Origin of the sequence: Bradyrhizobium sp. 134, from assembly GCF_023074155.1 — a bacterium.
Taxonomy (GTDB): domain Bacteria; phylum Pseudomonadota; class Alphaproteobacteria; order Rhizobiales; family Xanthobacteraceae; genus Bradyrhizobium.
This window is the reverse complement of record NZ_JADPKX010000086.1, coordinates 354,433-373,443: the sequence shown is the minus strand read 5'-3', so window position 1 is coordinate 373,443 and position 19,011 is coordinate 354,433. Positions and strand designations below refer to the sequence as shown.

The following is a 19,011-nucleotide window of genomic DNA, read 5'->3' as shown; positions in this document are numbered from 1 at the left end:
CCCCGCATCATACTCATTGCAGGAGCGGGGTCCGCAAGTCGAGGGTCAGCGGAAACTCATTTGTGCGTTCCTCGGGCGGCGGCTGCATCGGGCCCGGCGTATGGCCGTGGTCCTGGAAGCGCGCCAGCCGCCGTGCCTCGGCCTCGTAGGTGTTGACCGGCTTGGTGTCGTAGCTGCGGCCGCCGGGATGGGCGACGTGATAGACGCAGCCGCCGAGCGAGCGGCCGTTCCAGGTGTCAATAAGATCGAAGGTCAGGGGCGCGTGAACGGGAATGGTCGGGTGCAGGCCTGAGGCCGGCTGCCAGGCCTTGAAGCGGACGCCGGCCACGGCTTCGCCGGAGCGGCCGGTGGCGGTCATCGGCAGGCGGCGGCCGTTGCAGGTGACGATGTGGCGGCCCTCGACGAAGCCTTCCGCCTTGACCTGGAGCCGCTCGACCGACGAGTCGACATAGCGCACGGTACCGCCGGCCGAGCCCTCCTCGCCGAGCACGTGCCAGGGCTCCAGCGCCTGCCGCAGCTCCAGCGTCACGCCGCCATGATGGATGCGGCCGAAAGCGGGGAAGCGGAATTCGAGCTGGGCCAGATACCATTCAGGCTCGAACGGATAGCCGGACTGCTTCAACTCGGTCAGCACTTCGAGGAAATCCTCCCAGATGAAGTGCGGCAGCATGAAGCGATCATGCAGCGCGGTGCCCCAGCGCACGAACTTGCCTTGTTGCGGCTCGCGCCAGAATTTTGCGATCAGCGCGCGGATCAGCAGCTGCTGCGCCAGCGACATGCGCGGATCCGGCGGCATTTCGAGCGCGCGGAATTCGACCAGGCCGAGGCGGCCGGTCGTGCCGTCCGGTGAATAGAGCTTGTCGATGCAGATCTCGGCGCGATGGGTGTTGCCGGTGATGTCGACGAGGAGATGCCGGAACAAGCGATCCACCAGCCACAGCGGCGCCTGAACGCGCGGCGGCGGCACGTGCGTGAGCGCAACCTCGAGCTCGTAAATGCTGTCGTGGCGGGCTTCGTCGATGCGCGGTGCCTGACTGGTCGGGCCGATGAACAGGCCGGAGAAGAAATAGGACAGCGCCGGATGCCGCTGCCAGTGCAGCACCAGGCTCTTCAACAGATCAGGCCGGCGCAGGAACGGCGAGTCCTGCGGACTCGAGCCGCCGACCACGACGTGATTGCCGCCGCCGGTGCCGGTGTGGCGGCCGTCGACGAGGAAGCGGTTGGCGCCGAGGCGTGTCTTGCCCGCATCTTCATAGAGCCCGACGGTGATATCGACCGCCTCGCGCCAGTTCTTTGCCGGCTGGACGTTGACCTCGATCACGCCGGGATCGGGCGTCACCTTGATGACGTCGACACGCGGATCGAACGGCGGCGGATAACCCTCGACATGGACCTGGAGCTGCATCTCCTCGGCCGTCGCTTCGAGCGCCGCGATCATCTCCAGATAATCCTCGATCTGCTCGACCGGCGGCATGAAGGCGCAGAGCACGCCGTCGCGGACCTCGACCGACATCGCGGTGCGGACCGGCACGGAGGTGTTGAGCTCTTCGGGCTCGAGCCGCTCCGGCGAGTCCGGACGCACCGGAAGGCTGAACACGGGCAGCTTGCCGCGGGCCTCCATCGGATCCCGCTCGACGACGTAGGGATATTGATCGGGCGCGACATAGCCGAGCGAGTCCAGCGGCAGGCGCAGGCCAAGCGGCGAGTCGCCCGGCATCAGGAACAGATGACTGCGCCGGAGCTGCCAGCGCTCGCTGCGCCAGCGTGGCGCCGCATTCCAGCGCTGCACGGGCAGCACGAAGCCGCGAGGGTTGTTGAGCCCCTGCTCGAACACCCGCGCCATCCGCGCGCGGGCCTCCGGATCGGACAATTTGGAATCGGACGGATCGACGTTGACGGGAAGCTCGGATTCCTTCTGCAGCCAGTACGCGGTGTCCTCATAGGCCGGCATGATGTAGCCGGGATCGAGCCCAAGCCGCAGCGCCGTGCCCTCCACGAACGCCTTGACGTCCTTGGCCTGCGCCGGCCGCGGATTTTCGATACTGGCGATGAGGTCGGCATTCTTCCAGATCGGCACGCCGTCCTTGCGCCAGTACAGGCCAAACGCCCAGCGCGGCAGGCTTTCGCCGGGATACCATTTGCCCTGACCGAAGTGCAGCAGGCCCCCGGGTCCGAAACGCGCGCGCAGGCGGCGGATCAGATCGTCGGCGAGCCCGCGCTTGGTTGGGCCGACGGCGTCCGTGTTCCACTCGGCGCCTTCGAGATCATCGACGGAGACGAAGGTCGGCTCGCCGCCCATGGTCAGACGCACGTCCTGCGCCGCAAGATCGCCGTCGACCTGCTCGCCGAGATCGTTGAGCCGTATCCAGGATTCGTCGGAGAATGGTTTTGTGATGCGCGGCGCCTCGCGAATGCGCTTGACGCTCATGTCGAAGGCGAATTCGACCTCGGCAAAGCCCGCGCCGCCGGAGATCGGCGCGGCCGAGCGGTAGTGCGGTGTCGCGGCGACCGGGATGTGGCCCTCGCCCGCAAGCATGCCCGAGGTCGCGTCGAAGCCGATCCAGCCCGCGCCCGGCAGGTAGACCTCGGCCCAGGCGTGCAGATCAGTGAAATCGTTCTCGACCTCCGGCGGCCCCTCGATCGGATCGATGTCGGGACGGACCTGGATCAGATAGCCCGAGACGAAACGGGCGGCGAGACCGAGGTGCCGGAAGGTCTGGATCAGAAGCCAGGCGGAGTCGCGGCACGAGCCGGCCGCGGAGGAGAGCGTCTCCTCCGGCGTCTGCACGCCCGCCTCCATGCGGATGACGTAGCCGATCCTTTTCTGCAGCTCCCTGTTGAGATCGACCAGGAAGTTGACGGTGTTCGGGGCTTCGTGCGGGATCGTGTCGAGATATTTCGCGAACAGCCGATCGGGCTTGACGGTCTCGAGATAAGGCGCGAGTTCGGTCTTGAGATCCTGCGTATATTCGAACGGAAAGCTGTCGGCATAGGGTTCGACGAAGAAGTCGAACGGATTGACCGTGGTCATCTGCGCCGTGAAATCGACCTCGATCTTGAGCTCGGTCGTCTTCTCCGGGAAGACGTAACGCGCGATCCAATTGCCCAGCGGATCCTGCTGCCAGTTCACGAAATGATTGGCCGGCGTGACCTTGAGCGAATAGCTCAGGATCGGCGTGCGAGTATGCGGCGCCGGCCGCAGACGGATGGTCTGCGGGCCGAGATCGATCGGGCGGTCGTATTTGTAGTGCGTGACGTGGTGTAATGCGACGTAGATCGACACGGGGTGCGGTACTCCAGCAGCTTTTTTGAGCAGAACACCGCTGGTGACCTCGATCAAGCACTAACAACGGGCAAAGGGTGCCTACGCAAGGTGCGGGCGGTCGCTTTCTTCCTTGTCCCCTTGCGGGAGAAGGTGGCGCGAAGCGCCGGATGAGGGGTACGTCTCCGCGATTCCGGCGTGAGAGGTGCGCGCGGAGAGAGACCCCTCACCCGTCTCGCCGCAAACGCTGCGAGCCACCCTCTCCCACAAGGGGAGAGGGGAAGAATGCGCGTCCTCTCCGCGATGTCCTACGCCGCTGACGTCAGCCGCTGCAAAAACTGCGTCACCTCGCGCCGGAGCGTCTCGACCTCGCCATGGACGCGTTCGGAGGCGCTGTTGACGCGGCTCGCCACACGGCCGGTGTCGGCGGCGGCTTCGCTGATGCCGGTGACGTTGGCGGACATTTGCGCGGTGCCGGCCGAGGCTTCCTGGACGTTGCGGGCGATCTCCCGGGTGGCGAGCCCCTGCTGCTCGATCGAGGTCGCGATCGAGGCGGTGATGCCGTTGATCTCGGTAATGGTCTGCGCAATCGCCTCGACGGCGGCGACCGAATTGGTGGTCGATTGCTGCATCTCGCCGACCTTGGCGCTGATCTCCTCGGTCGCCTTCGCGGTCTGGTTGGCAAGGCTCTTGACCTCGGATGCGACCACGGCGAAGCCGCGGCCGGCCTCGCCTGCCCGCGCGGCCTCGATGGTGGCGTTGAGCGCCAGGAGGTTGGTCTGCTCGGCGATCGCGCTGATCAGCTTGACCACGTCGCCGATCCGCATCGCCGCGTCCGCAAGCGTGCGGATCTCGCTGCCGGCACGATTGGCTTCGTTCACCGCCCGCCCCGTGCTCGTGGTCGAGCCGGCCACCTGGCGGCCGATCTCGGCGATCGACGATGCGAGTTGCTCCGCGGCGCCGGCGACGGTGGCGACGTTGCGCGAGGCCTGGTCGGACGCACTGAGCACGCCGGAGGTCTGCCGGCTGGTCTTCTCGGCCGCCGCCGCCATCTGGCCGGCGTCGGATTCGAGATCGGTCGCCGCGCCCATGAGAGTGCCGGCGACCTGGTCGAGATGCGTGCCGAACTGCTTTGCGAGGTCCGCGATCTCGACCACGCGACGGCCGAGGCTGTCGGTGCCGGAATTGATGACGGTGGCCGAACGGCGGAACGAGCCGGGTAATCCGCGCGCGAGGATCTTGCGGAAATATTTGCCGCGGCTCGCATAGTCCATCGACGCCGAAGCTTCCCGCAAATAGGCGTCGGTGATGTCGAGCATGTCGTTGACCGACTTCTGAATGGCGCCGATCCGCCCGGCCTGGCGGTTGCTGAGAATGCGCGCCTCGAGATCGCCACGTGCGGCCTTGCGGCACACGTCTGCCACCTCGTCGACGGCCACCGCCGTGCGGTGCTGGCACCAGACGGCGTACCCAAGCAGCACGACCGTAACGCCAGGCAAAGCCGCGCCGGAAATTCCGGTCGCACCGGCCAGCGAGAGCACGAACGCAACGACGGCAAGAACGGATGCGAGCGCGGTCGCTCCCTGCGCCTTAGAGAGAGAGCACAAATTCATCGTAGCCGACACCCTGTTGCTTGAGCAGCCCGACCATCGCCTCGAAGCTCGCATGCATGCCGTCCTTGGCATTGGCATGCCGCGCCTCTTCCGCGCACAGCGCCTTGTAGATCGGCTTGATGCGCTCGATCTGCGCCGGATCGGGTCTGCGACGGTTGGAGTGATAGCCGACGATATTGCCACGCTCGTCGAATGTCGGCGTGACGTGGGCGAACACCCAGTAATGACTGCCGTCCCTCGCGAGGTTGACGACGTAGGCGAAGATCTCCTGCCTGGACTGAAGCGTGTCCCACAGCAGCTTGAAGACGGAGCGTGGCATCTCAGGGTGGCGGATCAGGCTATGGGAGGCGCCCATCAGCTCCTTCCAGGAGTACTTCGCCATGCGGATGAAGACATCGTTGGCGTAGGTGATGCGCCCCTTGAGATCGGTCTTCGACACGATCAGCTCCTCCTCACCGAGGAGATGTTCCACGCCGGTCGGCCGTATCACACGCGTCATCGTCGACGAATCCTCACGAAGGGCGAACGTCCCACATGAGTGGAGCTCGCATCGTCCCAAGGGATTACGGCAGAAGATGTTAATCAGGTGTGACCGCGGGAACCCCCGTGTTCACTTGACGGCTCCGTATCATTACTTAGGAGCGTCGCTTGCAGCGTGTTGTTACCGCCGACGCGCAACGAGGAATTACATCGTCGCGCCCAGCACCCAGGGCGCGAACTCGGCGCCGCCGAAATCAAAACTCTCGCTCTTGGTCGGCTGTCCGGACGCGGTCTTGAGGATGAGATCGAAAATGCGCTGGCCGCACTGCTGGACGCTCTCCTCGCCTTCGAGGATGGTGCCGCAATTGACGTCCATGTCCTCTTCCATGCGCTTGTACATGGGCGTGTTGGTGGCGAGCTTGATCGAGGGCGCCGGCTTGCAGCCGAACACGCTGCCGCGGCCCGTGGTGAAGCAGACCAGATTGGCGCCGCCGGCGACCTGCCCGGTCGCGGCAACGGGATCGTAGCCAGGCGTGTCCATGAAGACGAAACCCTTCTTGGTGATGGGTTCGGCGTAGCGCAGCACCTCGACGAGATTGGTGGTGCCGGCCTTCGCCATCGCGCCGAGCGACTTCTCCAAAATGGTGGTGAGACCGCCGGCCTTGTTGCCCGGGCTCGGATTGGCGTTCATCTCGGCGCCTTCGCGCGTCGTGTATTCGTCCCACCAGCGCATGAGATCGACCAGCTTCTCGCCGACTTCGCGGCTGACGGCGCGGCGCGTGAGCAGATGCTCGGCGCCATAAGTCTCCGGCGTCTCCGACAGGATCACGGTGCCGCCGTGACGTACGATGAGATCGCTGGCCGCACCCAGCGCCGGATTGGCGGAAACGCCGGAATAGCCATCCGAGCCGCCGCATTGCAGCGCCACGGTCAATTCGCTGACCGGAACGGACTCGCGCCTGACCTTGTTGGACTCCGCGAGTGCCTCGCGCACGAAGGCGATGCCGGCTTCCACCGTCTTGCGGGTGCCGCCGACCTCCTGGATGTCCATCGCACGCAGACGTCCCGCGAGCTTCTGCTCCTCCATCAAGCCGCCGATCTGGTTCACCTCGCAGCCGAGGCCGAGCACGATGACGTGGGAGAAGTTCACGTGCCGCGCATAGCCACCGAGCGTGCGGCGGAGCAGCGCCAAGGGCTCGTTCTGCGTCATGCCGCAGCCGGTCTTGTGGGTCAGCGCAACCACGCCGTCGACATTGGGGAAGTCGGCCAGTGGATTGTCGCCGGTGAACGGATTCTTCTTGAAGACGTCGGCGACGAGGCTTGCGACATGCGCGCTGCAATTCACCGAGGTGAGGATGCCGATATAGTTGCGCGTGGCGACGCGGCCGTCCGGGCGGCGGATGCCTTCGAAGCTTGCCGGCAGCTCGAAATTCGGCGTCGGCTTGACGTCGGCGCAATAAGCATAGTCCTTGGCGAAATCGCCCATGCCGCAGTTCTGCACGTGCACGTGCTGGCCCGGCGCGATCGGTGTGGTCGCGAAGCCGATGATCTGGCCATAGCGGATCACCGGCTCCCCGACTGCGATCGGCTTGATCGCGACCTTGTGGCCGGAAGGAATGCGCTCGACCGTGGTCACGCCGTCGGCGACTACCGTTCCCGGCGGCAAACTCGCGCGCGCGATCAGCACGCCATCATCGGGATGCAGGCGAATGACGGGGCTGATGGTCATGGGAGTCTCCTTAGGGCGAATAGTGAGTAGCGAGTGGCGAATGGAAAAAGGGAGCAGCTCATTCGCTACTCCCCATTCGCCATTCGCGAGTTCTCAGGCCTTGCCGCCGGAATCCTTCCGCGTGGCATTGACCTGCATCTTGGCGTAGGTCGTCATCAGGCCGACCTCGTTCGAGAGCGTCACCAGCTTGAAGCCCATGTTGATGGCGCGCGCGGCACCTTCGGCGCCGCTGCAATGGATACCCGGGTTGAGGCCGCGCTTGCCGCACTCCTTGATGATCTTCTCGTAGATCGCCAGGATTTCGGGCTCGGTGCGATCGAGCTTCGGTTCGAGGCCGTAGGAGAAGCCGAGGTCGGACGGGCCGATATAGACGCCGTCGATGCCTTCGACGTCGAAGATCGCTTCCATGTTCTCGACCGCGGTTTTGGTCTCCATCATCGGCAGCAGCACGATGTCGTCGTTGGCCGTCTTCTGGTAGGAGCCCGCGGTGCCGTACATGCCGGCGCGGATCGGGCCGTTGGAGCGGACGCCCTTTGGCGGGTACTTGGCATAGGAAACGAGGTTCCTGGCTTCCTGCGGGGTGTTGACCATCGGGCAGATCACGCCATAGGCACCGCCATCGAGCACCTTGCCGATGATGCCGGGCTCGTTCCAGGGCACGCGGACCATCGGCGTGATCGGATGCTTGTCCATCGCCTGGAAGCACTGCACCATCGACAGATAATCCTGCACGCCGTGCTGCATATCGACGGTGACGCTGTCGAAGCCGCACTGCGCGATCATCTCGGCCGAGAAGCCGGAGGGAATCGCGAGCCACGCGTTGACCACGGCCTTGCCCGACTTCCAGATTTCCTTGACCTTGTTCGCCACGTTGCCTTCCTTCTTGTTTTGGACCGTTATTGTTTAAGTCGTCGTTATTTGGACCTTCGTCACCATGACGAGCGTCGCGACAGCACAGCCCCGCTGTTACCGCGAACTGGCGCGCCGCGCTACGCTCGCAATGACGCAAGACCTATGCGGTCGCCCTCTGGATGCTCACTTCGCTGACGCCGACCTCGCGGGCCGTATTCACTATTGCCGCCCAGGTGTCATCCGGCAAGGGGACGCCGTTCTGGCTCCGCTCAGCCCTGGTTTTCCGCTCGGGATCGCCGGGAATCAGCACCTGATCGACCCCGGCCACCGGCTTGGTGGCACGGATGAAGTCCGCATAGCGCGACACCTCTGCGTCGAAGACATGGGAGGTATCGACCACTTTCGGATCGATGTAGAAGGCCAGCATGCCGTTGGCGAAGCGCCGACCGCCGGACGTGGCCCCGGTTCCGGTCAACGCCCCGCCGAGCAGCTCGCACATGAAGGCAAGGCCCGAGCCCTTGTGCTCGCCGAACGCTCGGATCGCGCCCGTTCCCTTGGTGTGGTCGCGCGGCCCGTCCGGCGTGTAGGGGCCGTAGAGCACGGCCGGCTCCTCGCTCAGTCTGCCGTCGGCATCGACCAGCGCGCCCTTCGGCAGCTTCTTGCCGCCGCGGCTCGCGACCAGCACCTTGCCCTCGGCCACGACCGAGGTTGCGAAGTCCAGCACGATCGGGTCTTGGCCCTCGCGCGGAATGCCGACGCAATAGGGCGCGGTGGAGAGCCGTTTCTCGACGCCGCCGAACGGCGCCACCAGCAGCGAGCCCGCGGCATTGACGAAATGCACCGAGATCAGCCCTTCTGCGGCGGCCATCTCGGCCCAATCGCCGACGCGGCCGATATGGCCCGCATTGCGTAGCGCGACTGCGGCAAGTCCCGCCTTCCTGCACTTCTCGATGCCGATCCGGACCGCTTGCGGCGTCACGGTCTGGCCGTAGCCGAACTTGCCGTCGATCACCGCGAGCGAAGGCGTGTCGAGCACCAATTCGGCGTTCTGGTTGGGCACGACCGCGCCGGACTTCTGCCAGCGAATATAGACGGGGACGCGGATCACGCCGTGGCTGTCATGGCCGGTCAGATTCGCCGTGGTCAGGTAGGTGGCGATGCGCCGGGCTTCGTCGGGCGACGACTGCGCATGCGCGAAGACCTCGGTGACGAAGTCGATCAGCTTCTGAACCTGGATGGTGACCATGAGGGTCTGTTTGCCTCTACCTCGGCGCCGATTTTGCAGTGATCGGCTTGAGCGGCACTTGAGCGAAAAACTGCGGCGATGTCCATGATTGTTGACGCGCGCTTGCGCATATCTGCTTTCACTCCTCGGCACTTGCCTCCTCGCCCGCGCCGAGCCCTGCGAGACTTTGTTCGAGCTCGCCGAGCATCTCCTGCAACTCGACGAGCTTGCGTGCGCCAAAGCGTCGCGTGATCTCCGCATAGATCGCTTCGGAGGACGGCGCCACGGAGGCCATCAGCTTCACGCCCTTTTCCGAGATCGAGACCATGCTGCGGCGCTGGTCCGCCTTCGCCGTCTTGCGCTCGATCAAATTGCGCGCCTCCAGATCACGCAGGATGCGCGACAGGCTTGGTCCGAGCAGGAACGCGGTGCGCGCCAGTTCCGTGACCTCGACCGTATCGATCGCCGCGAGCGCGCGCAGAATGCGCCATTGCTGCTCTGTCAGGCCATGCTCACGCAGCGAGGGACGGAATTGCCGCATCACCGCTTCGCGCGCCCGCAGAAGCGACATCGGTAGCGAGCGCGAGAAGTCGCGCATCGGCACCTGCCGGACGGCGGGCTCGCTTCCGTTCGCAGGATCAGCCGGTCTCTTCACCATGACGCCCCTTCAAGCCGCGAAACGTTTGCAGTGCAGCAAGCCAATTTGCGATTGACGCATTCACTTAACATGTTAAGTATCTTCCCGCACCACGATTTGTAAGATCACAAATGGCGCTTTCCAACGACGATATCCGAGCTTGCGCGAACCGTCTGCACCAGGCGGAAAAGACCCGTACACAGATCCGGCAGCTCTCGCACGACTTTCCCGACATCAGCATCGCTGACGCCTACGCGATTCAGAAGGCCTGGGTCGACGTCAAGATTGCCGAGGGGCGCATCGTCAGGGGACACAAGATCGGCCTGACCTCGAAGGCGATGCAGAGCGCGCTCGGCATCAACGAGCCGGATTCCGGCGTGTTGCTCGACGACATGTTCTTTGCCGATGGTGGCCTGGTCCCGACGAAGCGCTTCATCGCGACGCGCGTCGAAGCCGAGCTCGCCTTCGTCATGAGCAAGCGCCTCGCGGGCCCCAACTGCACGCTATTCGACGTGCTCAACGCCACCGACTTCGTGGTGCCGGCGCTGGAGATTCTGGACACGCGGATCGAGCGCGTCGATCCCCAGACCAAGGCGACGCGAAAGATCTTCGACACCATCGCCGATAACGCGGCGAATGCCGGCATCGTGCTCGGCGGACGGCCGATCCGCCCGCTTGACGCCGATCTGCGCTGGATCGGTGCGTTGTGTTTCAAGAACGGCCAGCTCGAAGAGACCGGCCTTGCCGCCGGCGTGCTCAATCATCCCGCCACGGCCGTTGCCTGGCTCGCCAACAAGATCGCACCGCTCGGCCTTGCGCTCGAGCCCGGACAAATCGTGCTCGCCGGCTCTTTCATCCGTCCGATCGAGACCCGCAAGGGCGACACAATCCAGGCCGATTATGGCGCCTACGGCTCGGTGAGCTGCTACTTCGCTTAGACGAACAAGAAAACAGGGAGTGAAACCGCGATGCCGCATTTCACGATCGAATATTCGGCCAATCTCGACGACCGCCTCGACATCGGCGCGGTGTGTGAGGTGGTGCGCAAGGCGGCGGTCGAGACCGGCATCTTCCCGCTCGGCGGCATCCGCGTCCGCGCCGTCAAATGCGAGCATTATGCCATCGCCGACGCGCGGCAAGACTACGGCTTTCTCGACATGGTGCTGCGCATCGGCGAAGGCCGCGATCTGCCAACCCGCAAGACGGCCGGCGAGCATGTCTTCCAGGCGCTCTCCCGGCATCTCGATCCCGTCTTCGCAAGCTCGAAATTCGCCCTCTCGTTCGACATGCAGATCAACGACAAGGACACGAGCTGGAAGCGCAACAACATCCACGACGCCCTGAAAGCGGAGGCCGCCCATGGATAAGCCCACGCCGAAAACCGATGTGTTCCAGGCCAACCGAGACCGCGTTGCACCGCTGCTGAAGACGCTGCGTGCCGACGGTATCGGGCACATGATCGACGGCAAGATCGTGCCGTCAATCTCAGGCGAGACGTTCGAGACGAAATCGCCGGTCGACGGCGCGATACTCGCAAGCGTCGCCCGCGGCAATGCCGAGGATGTCGATCGCGCCGCCACCGCTGCCGCCCTCGCCTTCAAGTCCTGGCGTGACATGGCACCGGCGATGCGGAAGAAGCTGCTGCATCGCGTGGCCGACGCCATCGAGGACAATGCCGAAGACATCGCGGTGCTCGAATGCATCGACACCGGCCAGGCCTATCGCTTCATGGCCAAGGCCGCGATCCGCGCCGCCGAAAATTTCCGCTTCTTTGCCGATCGATGCGGCGAGGCGCGCGACGGCCAGAACACGCCGAGCGACGAGCATTGGAACGTCTCGACGCGCGTGCCGATCGGCCCGGTCGGCGTGATCACGCCGTGGAATACACCGTTCATGCTCTCGACCTGGAAGATCGCCCCTGCCCTCGCCGCCGGCTGCACCGTCGTGCACAAGCCGGCGGAATGGTCGCCGATCACGGCGGCCATTCTGGCAAAGCTCGTCAAGGAAGCCGGCGTGCCCGATGGCGTGCTCAACACCGTGCACGGTTTCGGGGAAGAGGCCGGCAAGGCGCTGACCGAGCATCCCGCCATCAAGGCGATCGGCTTCGTCGGCGAAAGCTCGACGGGATCCGCGATCATGGTTCAGGGCGCGCCCACGCTGAAGCGCGTGCATTTCGAGCTCGGCGGCAAGAACCCGGTGATCGTGTTCGACGACGCCGATCTCGACCGCGCGCTCGATGCGGTCGTGTTCATGATCTACTCGCTCAACGGCGAGCGCTGCACGTCGTCGAGCCGCCTGCTGATCCAGGCCGGCATCGCCGAGAAGTTCACCGAGAAACTCACGGCGCGCGTAAAAGCCCTGAAGGTCGGCCATCCCCTCGATCCGGTAACCGAGATCGGGCCACTGATCCACGAGCGTCATCTGGCAAAGGTGTGCTCGTATTTCGACGTCGCACGCCAGGACGGCGCGACGATTGCCGTCGGCGGCAAGGCCTATGACGGCCCGGGCGGCGGACATTATGTCGAGCCGACCTTGGTGACCGGCGCGCATGGCAAGATGCGCGTGGCGCAGGAAGAGGTGTTCGGCCCCTTCCTGACCGTGCTGCCCTTCAAGGACGAAGCCGACGCCGTCGAGATCGCCAACGACATCCGCTATGGCCTGACCGGCTATGTCTGGACCAACGACCTTGGCCGCGCATTGCGTGTCGCGGATGCGCTGGAAGCCGGCATGATCTGGCTGAACTCGGAAAACGTCCGGCATCTGCCAACGCCGTTTGGCGGCATGAAGGCCTCCGGCATCGGCCGCGACGGCGGCGATTACTCGTTCGATTTCTACATGGAAACCAAGCACGTCTCGCTGGCGCGGGGCACGCACAAGATTCAGAAGTTGGGAATCTAACGCCCGCGGTTCCTCGGCGCGCGGAGCGCGGACGGGGAATGGCGGGGTCTAGAGAGGGGAAACGCAATGCCCGTACCGCAACATATCTTCGAGCCGCCGTTCAACATCATCCGCTCCAGCCACGCCGTGCTGGACGTCACCGACCTGAAGCTCAGCCGCGAGTTCTATGAAAGCGTTGTCGGCCTGCATGTGGAGGACGCCGACGACAAGGTCGTCTACTTGCGCGCCGCCGAGGAGCACCAGCATCACTCGCTGGTGTTGCGCAAGGCGGCGGCGCCTGCCTGCAACCGGCTCGGTTTCAAAGTTGGCAACGACGGGGATCTGGACAAGGCCGCGAAGTTCCTGTCCGAGAACGGCCTTGGCTACGCCTTCGTCGATCAGCCCTTCCAGGGCCGCACGCTGCAGTTCACCGACCCCTTCGGCTTCCAGATCGAGCTGTATGCGTCGATGGACCGGCGGCCGCACCTGCTGCGCCGCTACGATCTCTACAGGGGCTGCCATCCGCAGCGGCTCGACCATTTCAACGTGTTCGCCGCCGAAGTGCAGGACACCGTCGAATTCTATGCCCGGCTCGGCTTTCGCCTCACCGAATACGCCGAGGAGGACGGACCGAACGGGCGCATCGCCGCGGCCTGGATGCATCGCAAGGGCAATGTCCACGATTTTGCCATCACCAACGGCAAGGGCCCGCGGCTGCACCACTTCGCGTACTGGACGCCGACGGCGATGAACATCATCCATCTCTGCGACGTCATGGCCTCGCAGGGCTTCGTCAAGAACATCGAGCGTGGCCCCGGCCGCCACGGCATCTCGAATGCGTTCTTCCTCTACGTCCGCGACCCCGATGGACACCGGCTCGAGCTCTACACCAGCGACTATTTCACCGGCGATCACGACCACGAGCCGCTGCGCTGGTCATTGCGAGATCCGCGCCGCCAGACATTGTGGGGCGCGCCCGCCCCGCGCTCCTGGTTCGAGCAGGGCTCGCCGTTCGCTGGCCAAGCCGTGCGTGAGCCGAACTTCGTGGCCGACGTGCTGGTGGCGGATTAAGCGATGACCCTCCCTCGCATCGCCACCTATTCCGTCAAGGGTGCAACGAAGTACGGCGCCGTCGTGGACGGCGGCATTGTCGATCTCTCCGCGCGCCACGCAAAGGACTATCCGACGCTGCGCGAGGTGATCGCGGCAGGAAAGCTCGCGAGCTTCGCGGAAGAGGCCGCCGGCCGCACGCCCGATCACGCGCTCGGTGACATCATCTGGCTGCCGCCGGTGCCCGCGCCGGAAAAGATCATCTGCATCGGCGTCAACTATCCCGACCGCAATGCCGAGTACAAGGACGGCCAAGACGCGCCGAAATATCCGAGCATGTTCATGCGCTCGCCGCGCTCCTTCGTCGGCCACGACACACCGCTAGTGCGCCCGCGCGCCTCCGCGCAGCTCGACTATGAGGGAGAGATCGTGCTGGTGATCGGCAAGGCCGGTCGGCACATCCCGGAAAGTTCGGCGCTCGATCACATCGCCGCGCTGACGCTCTGCAACGAAGGTTCGGTGCGCGACTGGCTGCGCCATGCCAAGTTCAACGTCACGCAGGGCAAGAACTTCGATTCCAGCGGCAGCCTCGGCCCGTGGCTGGTGCCCTACGCACAGGAATCGCAGGTCGCCGACATCCGCCTCACCACGCACGTCAACGGAGAGCTGCGGCAGGACGACCGCACCAGCCGGCTGATGTTTCCGTTCCGCTATCTCATCAGCTATATCTCGACCTTCGCAACGCTCGTTCCCGGCGATATCATCGTCACGGGCACGCCAACCGGCGCCGGTGCGCGGTTCGACCCGCCGCGTTATCTGAAGCCCGGCGATGTTATCGAAGTCGCGGCCGAGGGCATCGGATCTTTACGCAACGGCGTCGTCGACGAAGCCTGAACAATAATCGAAATGGAATAATGCCATGACCACCCTCACCGGCGGCGAAGCCATCGTAAGCGGCCTTGTCGCCCACGGCGTCGACACCGTGTTCGGCCTGCCCGGCGCCCAGGTCTACGGCCTGTTCGACGCGTTCCACCAGGCCCAGCTCAAGGTGATCGGCGCGCGGCACGAGCAGGCTTGCGGCTACATGGCGTTCGGCTATGCGCGCTCCAGCGGCAGGCCCGGCGTGTTCAGCGTGGTGCCCGGCCCCGGCGTGCTCAACGCCAGCGCCGCGCTGCTCACCGCCTTCGGCTGCAACGAGCCGGTGCTGTGCGTCACCGGTCAGGTGCCGACGCAGTTTCTGGGCAAGGGCCGCGGCCATCTGCACGAGATGCCGGACCAGCTCGCGACCTTGCGCACCTATGTGAAATGGGCGGATCGGATCGAATATCCCGGCAACGCGCCGACCACCGTCGCGCGCGCCTTCCAGGAGATGACGTCCGGACGGCGTGGCCCCGCTTCGATCGAGATGCCCTGGGACGTCTTCACCCAGCGCGCCGACACCGCGGCTGCGCAAGTGCTGGAGCCGCTGCCCGCGCCGCAGCCCGACCCTGATATGATCAAGCAGGCGGCCGCGCTGATCAAGAACAGCAAGGCGCCGATGATCTTCGTCGGCAGCGGCGCGATCGAGGCGCGCGAGGAGATTCTCGAACTCGCCGAGATGATCGACGCGCCTGTCGTCGCCTTCCGCAGCGGCCGCGGCATCGTCTCCAACGCGCATGAGCTTGGGCTGACCATGGCGGCAGCTTACAAGCTGTGGCCGACAACCGATTTGATGATCGCAATCGGCACGCGCGCCGAACTGCCGGCATCGGGCTTTCGTTGGCCGTATCAGCCGAAGGGGCTGAAATCCATTCGTGTCGATATCGATCCGGCCGAGATGCGTCGGCTCGCCTCCGATGTCGCTATCGTCGCCGACGCCAAGGCCGGCGCGGCCGATCTCGTCACAGCCGTGAAGAAGGCCGGCTTTGCCAGGACCAGCGGCCGGCGGGGAGAGATCCGCGAGGCTGCTGCGACGGCGCAAGCCGAGATCCAGCGCATCCAGCCGCAGATGGCATATCTCAACATCCTGCGCGAGGTGCTGCCGGCGAACGCGATCGTGACAGATGAATTGTCGCAGTTCGGTTTCGCCTCCTGGTACGGTTTTCCGATCTACGAGCCGCGCACCTTCATCACATCAGGCTATCAGGGCACACTCGGCTCGGGCTTCCCGACCGCGCTCGGCGCCAAGGTCGCCAATCCCGACAAGCCGGTGGTGGCGATCACCGGCGACGGCGGCTTCATGTTCGGCGTGCAGGAGCTTGCCACCGCCGTGCAGTTCAACATCGGCGTGGTGACGCTGGTGTTCAACAACAACGCCTACGGCAATGTCCGCCGCGACCAGCGCGAGCGCTTCGACGGCCGCGTGGTGGCGTCGGATCTGGTCAACCCGGATTTCGTCAAGCTGGCGGAGTCCTTTGGCGTCGCATCAGCGCGCGTCACTGCGCCGGACCAGTTCAAGGCGGCGATGGAGAAGGCGCTCGCCCATGGCGGGCCGTATCTGATCTCGATCGAAGTGACCAGGGATTCGGAAGTGAGCCCTTGGGCGTTCATCCACCCGCCGAAGCCTTGAGGTGAACGCCGCCCTGTAGCCGCGCCGCCGCGATCACCAGCAGGCCCGCGCCTGCGACCGCCCAGCAGGCGACCGGGGCCCAGTGCAGCAGCGGCGCGTAGTCAGGCACTTTCTGCAAGCCGCCGGCGACCGCCGCCATTCGTGCCAAGGTCCCGAGTGCCAGCGCCGAGAAGACGAGGCCGGTCACCTTTCCCTCCGCGCCGGTCGAGCCGATGGCCAACGCAGCCGAGATCGCGCTCATCAGCATGCAGCCCCACGCTGCTCCGGCGAGAAACTGCGCGACGATCAGCGTGTTGAGGCTGCCGGCGAATTCGGCCGCAGCAATCGCGACCGCTCCAAGCAGTCCGGCCGCGCCCATCACGATCACGCCGCCACGGTGCTTGGCGACGAGGCTTGCCGGAAACATGGCAATGTTGAAACCGATCCAGAACACCGGCATCAGCCATTGCAGCTCATCCGGCTTGGCAAAGCGCAGGTAGAACGGCGCGCTGTTCAGAGCGAAGTGCAACTGATAACCGAGCGCGAGCGCCACCATCGCGACGATGAAGGCGATCGGCACGAGGCCAAGCGGCTTTGCCGCTTCGGGCGGTGTCGGCGGCGCGGTGTCGCGGGCCACCTCGTGCTCGATCCGTGACAGTCCGAGCGCGGTCAACAGCAACACTGCGCTCGATATCACGAAGGGCAGCCGCGCATCGTGCTCGCGCAGCACCACGCCGAGATAGGGCGAGACTGCGCCGGCGACGCCATAGCCGAGCATCGCGAGCGCGGCGAGGAACGGCACCTGCGGCCGGGCGCGGTATTTGCCGAGCAGGGTCAGCGGCGGCGCGCGCAGCGCGGACGAGGTGATCGACCAGACCACGATCAGGGCAATGAACCACCCCTGCGCGGCCACCCCGCGTCCTGCGACGAAGGGCAGCGCGACGAACGCGCCGCAGGAGATCGCGGCCACGAGCCCGACGAACAGGCCTAGCCTGCCGAGATGGGGAGCGATCTTGTCGGCGGCGATCCCCATCGCGGTGTCGGCGATGGTGAAGATCGCCTGGTCCAGCATCAGGATGAGGATGACGGCTGATGGCGCGACGCCGACCTCAGCCGCGAGCTTTGGCAGATAGATGACGTAGGTGGTCCAGCCAAGCGTGAACGCCAGTTGCAGCACGGCCAGATACAAGCCGGTACGGTTGGCCGCGCCAGTGCCGGCCGAGAGCTGTGTGGTCGCCATATCGCCGTCTCCCCCGCCGGAAGCTTAGACGAGCGGCGGCTGCGAGGAAACGCGTCAGCGGACCTTTCGGAACGTCAAATTGATCCGCTTCCGCCCCAGCAACGCATGTTCACCGTCGGCCAGCGGCGCGACGCCGTGATAGGCGAGCCGTGACGGCCCGCCCCAGACCACGACATCGCCATGGACCAAGCGGAAGCGGCGCGGCTTGTCGCTGCGTGCCAGGCCGCCGAACAGGAACGTCGCAGGCAGCCCGAGCGAGACCGAGACGATCGGCGCTGAATAATCCAGCTCGTCCTTGTCCTGATGCAATGACAGCCGCGTGCCGGGCTCGTAGCGGTTGACGAGGCACGCGTCGGGCGCGAAGCCGGCAAAGCCGCCCTGCTCCGCGGCGCGCAACGCCAGATCGCGGAGCACCGGCGGCATCGCCGGCCACGGCGCCCCGGTCCGCGGGTCGATGGGATCATAGCGATAGCCGGTATGATCGGTGATCCAGCCGCGCTCGCCGCAATTGGTCATGGCGACCGACATCAGATGCCCGCCGGGCGTGGTCATGCGGCGGAACGGCGACTGCGCCACGATGGCGCGCACCGCTTCGATCAACTCGCTCTCGATCGGCTGGACGAAGCCGCGCAGCAGAACGGCGCCGTCGGCGATCTCCTCGCGCGACGGCTGGGCTTCGGCAACGCTATCGAACAAATCCGCCATCAGTGGCAGCGTTTATTTCGCATCGTGAAAGATCACACCTAGTGTGTGGCGCTGACCGGACCTGACCCGGCTGACGCCATGGCGGAGATTAACGCGGTAGGTGCCGCGTGTCCCCTGCACCGGGCGGTGATGCACAGCGAAGGCCACGGCGTCGCCCTGCGCGAGCGGAACCACTTCGGCGCGGGACTGCATGCGCGGGCGCTGCTCGGTCAGCACGAACTCGCCGCCGGTGAAATCGCGGCCGGGCTCCGACAAGAGGATCGCGACCTGCAACGGGAACACGTGCTCGCCATAGAGGTCCTGATGCAGACAGTTGAAATCGCCGGCCTCGTATTGCAGCAGCAGCGGCGTCGGTCGCGCTTGGCCTGCCTCGTGGCACCGCTTCAGGAACGCCGCGTGTTCGGCCGGGTAGCGGATGTCGATCCCCATAGCCTCGTTCCAGCGGTTGGCGACGCCCTGGAGATGCGCGTAGAGCGTCGGGCGCAACTGCGCGATCAGGTCAGGCAGCGGGTAGGAGAAATATTTGTACTCGCCGCGACCGAAGCCATGGCGGCCCATGACGATGCGGCTGCGGAAGTTGGCGTCGTGGGGATAGAGCGCGGCGACGGCGCGGCACTGGTCCGGCGTGAGCAGGCCTTTCAGGAGCGCGCAGCCCTGGGTGTCGAGTTCGCCGGTGATCTGGGGCCAGTCGAGGGCATCGACGCGGGCGGCGGGGTCCGTGGCTGACTTATGAGGCGATTTGCGTGCTGTTGCTGTCATGGCTCTGACCTTCGCAAGACCGCCCCGTCCTCTACCACCCGATTTCCGTCTCTCT

At 65.3% G+C, this 19,011-nt stretch carries 16 protein-coding genes; 6 read left to right on the top strand and 10 right to left on the bottom strand.

Features of this window, described 5'->3' with window-relative positions:
• Positions 1-13: 13 nt before the first annotated feature.
• From IVA75_RS36600 to hpaR, 7 genes are all read right to left on the bottom strand, one after another.
• Entirely contained in the window at positions 14-3,283 is a 3,270-nt protein-coding gene (locus IVA75_RS36600; RefSeq protein WP_247288677.1) for a transglutaminase family protein, read from the bottom strand.
• Between the two features lie 287 nt (positions 3,284-3,570).
• Positions 3,571-4,875, bottom strand: coding sequence for a methyl-accepting chemotaxis protein (locus IVA75_RS36595; RefSeq protein WP_247288676.1), 1,305 nt, complete (start codon positions 4,873-4,875; stop codon positions 3,571-3,573).
• On the bottom strand, positions 4,853-5,374 hold the full coding sequence (locus IVA75_RS36590) for a PAS domain-containing protein (protein WP_247288674.1): 522 nt from the start codon (positions 5,372-5,374) through the stop codon (positions 4,853-4,855). The genes IVA75_RS36595 and IVA75_RS36590 overlap by 23 nt, the downstream gene beginning before the upstream one ends.
• A 186-nt stretch (positions 5,375-5,560) precedes the next feature.
• Positions 5,561-7,084, bottom strand: a complete 1,524-nt coding sequence (locus IVA75_RS36585; protein WP_247288672.1) for an altronate dehydratase family protein — start codon at positions 7,082-7,084, stop codon at positions 5,561-5,563.
• 93 nt (positions 7,085-7,177) lie between these two features.
• The gene (locus tag IVA75_RS36580; RefSeq protein WP_018456947.1) at positions 7,178-7,954 is read right to left on the bottom strand and encodes an aldolase/citrate lyase family protein; all 777 of its coding nucleotides are present in this window, start codon (positions 7,952-7,954) and stop codon (positions 7,178-7,180) included.
• Between the two features lie 142 nt (positions 7,955-8,096).
• Positions 8,097-9,182 carry a malate/lactate/ureidoglycolate dehydrogenase gene (locus tag IVA75_RS36575; RefSeq protein ID WP_247288669.1) on the bottom strand — a complete coding sequence of 362 codons (1,086 nt, stop codon included), beginning with the start codon at positions 9,180-9,182 and terminating at the stop codon, positions 8,097-8,099.
• A 118-nt stretch (positions 9,183-9,300) separates the two neighbouring features.
• Positions 9,301-9,819 (bottom strand): homoprotocatechuate degradation operon regulator HpaR, encoded by a 519-nt coding sequence (gene hpaR / locus IVA75_RS36570; RefSeq protein ID WP_247288667.1) that lies wholly within the window; start codon positions 9,817-9,819, stop codon positions 9,301-9,303.
• Positions 9,820-9,929: 110 nt separating this feature from the next.
• Here hpaR and hpaH point away from each other — a divergent pair, with 110 nt between their 5' ends.
• The 6 genes from hpaH (at position 9,930) to IVA75_RS36540 (ending at position 16,273) form a co-directional block, all read left to right on the top strand.
• Positions 9,930-10,736: a 2-oxo-hept-4-ene-1,7-dioate hydratase gene (gene hpaH, locus IVA75_RS36565; RefSeq protein ID WP_247288665.1), complete on the top strand. Its 807-nt coding sequence runs from the start codon at positions 9,930-9,932 to the stop codon at positions 10,734-10,736.
• Between the two features lie 30 nt (positions 10,737-10,766).
• Entirely contained in the window at positions 10,767-11,165 is a 399-nt protein-coding gene (locus IVA75_RS36560; protein WP_247288662.1) for a 5-carboxymethyl-2-hydroxymuconate Delta-isomerase, read from the top strand.
• Positions 11,158-12,696 carry a 5-carboxymethyl-2-hydroxymuconate semialdehyde dehydrogenase gene (hpaE, locus tag IVA75_RS36555; protein ID WP_247288660.1) on the top strand — a complete coding sequence of 513 codons (1,539 nt, stop codon included), beginning with the start codon at positions 11,158-11,160 and terminating at the stop codon, positions 12,694-12,696. The genes IVA75_RS36560 and hpaE overlap by 8 nt, the downstream gene beginning before the upstream one ends.
• 66 nt (positions 12,697-12,762) lie before the next feature.
• On the top strand, positions 12,763-13,746 hold the full coding sequence (hpaD, locus tag IVA75_RS36550; RefSeq protein WP_027568982.1) for a 3,4-dihydroxyphenylacetate 2,3-dioxygenase: 984 nt from the start codon (positions 12,763-12,765) through the stop codon (positions 13,744-13,746).
• 3 nt (positions 13,747-13,749) lie between these two features.
• Positions 13,750-14,619 carry a fumarylacetoacetate hydrolase family protein gene (locus IVA75_RS36545; RefSeq protein WP_247288658.1) on the top strand — a complete coding sequence of 290 codons (870 nt, stop codon included), beginning with the start codon at positions 13,750-13,752 and terminating at the stop codon, positions 14,617-14,619.
• A gap of 25 nt (positions 14,620-14,644) precedes the next feature.
• Complete coding sequence (locus IVA75_RS36540; RefSeq protein WP_247288657.1) at positions 14,645-16,273, top strand: thiamine pyrophosphate-dependent enzyme; 1,629 nt, start codon at positions 14,645-14,647, stop codon at positions 16,271-16,273.
• On the opposite strand, the gene IVA75_RS36535 is transcribed toward IVA75_RS36540, so the two are convergent.
• The 3 genes from IVA75_RS36535 to IVA75_RS36525 are packed head-to-tail and all read right to left on the bottom strand — an operon-like array spanning position 16,251 to position 18,956.
• Positions 16,251-17,492 carry an MFS transporter gene (locus IVA75_RS36535; RefSeq protein WP_027568979.1) on the bottom strand — a complete coding sequence of 414 codons (1,242 nt, stop codon included), beginning with the start codon at positions 17,490-17,492 and terminating at the stop codon, positions 16,251-16,253. The genes IVA75_RS36540 and IVA75_RS36535 overlap by 23 nt on opposite strands.
• Before the next feature lie 54 nt (positions 17,493-17,546).
• Positions 17,547-18,200: a DNA oxidative demethylase AlkB gene (gene alkB, locus IVA75_RS36530; protein ID WP_247289098.1), complete on the bottom strand. Its 654-nt coding sequence runs from the start codon at positions 18,198-18,200 to the stop codon at positions 17,547-17,549.
• Between the two features lie 9 nt (positions 18,201-18,209).
• A complete protein-coding gene (locus tag IVA75_RS36525; RefSeq protein WP_027568977.1) occupies positions 18,210-18,956 on the bottom strand; it encodes a 2OG-Fe(II) oxygenase in 747 nt (248 codons plus the stop codon).
• Positions 18,957-19,011: the final 55 nt, after the last annotated feature.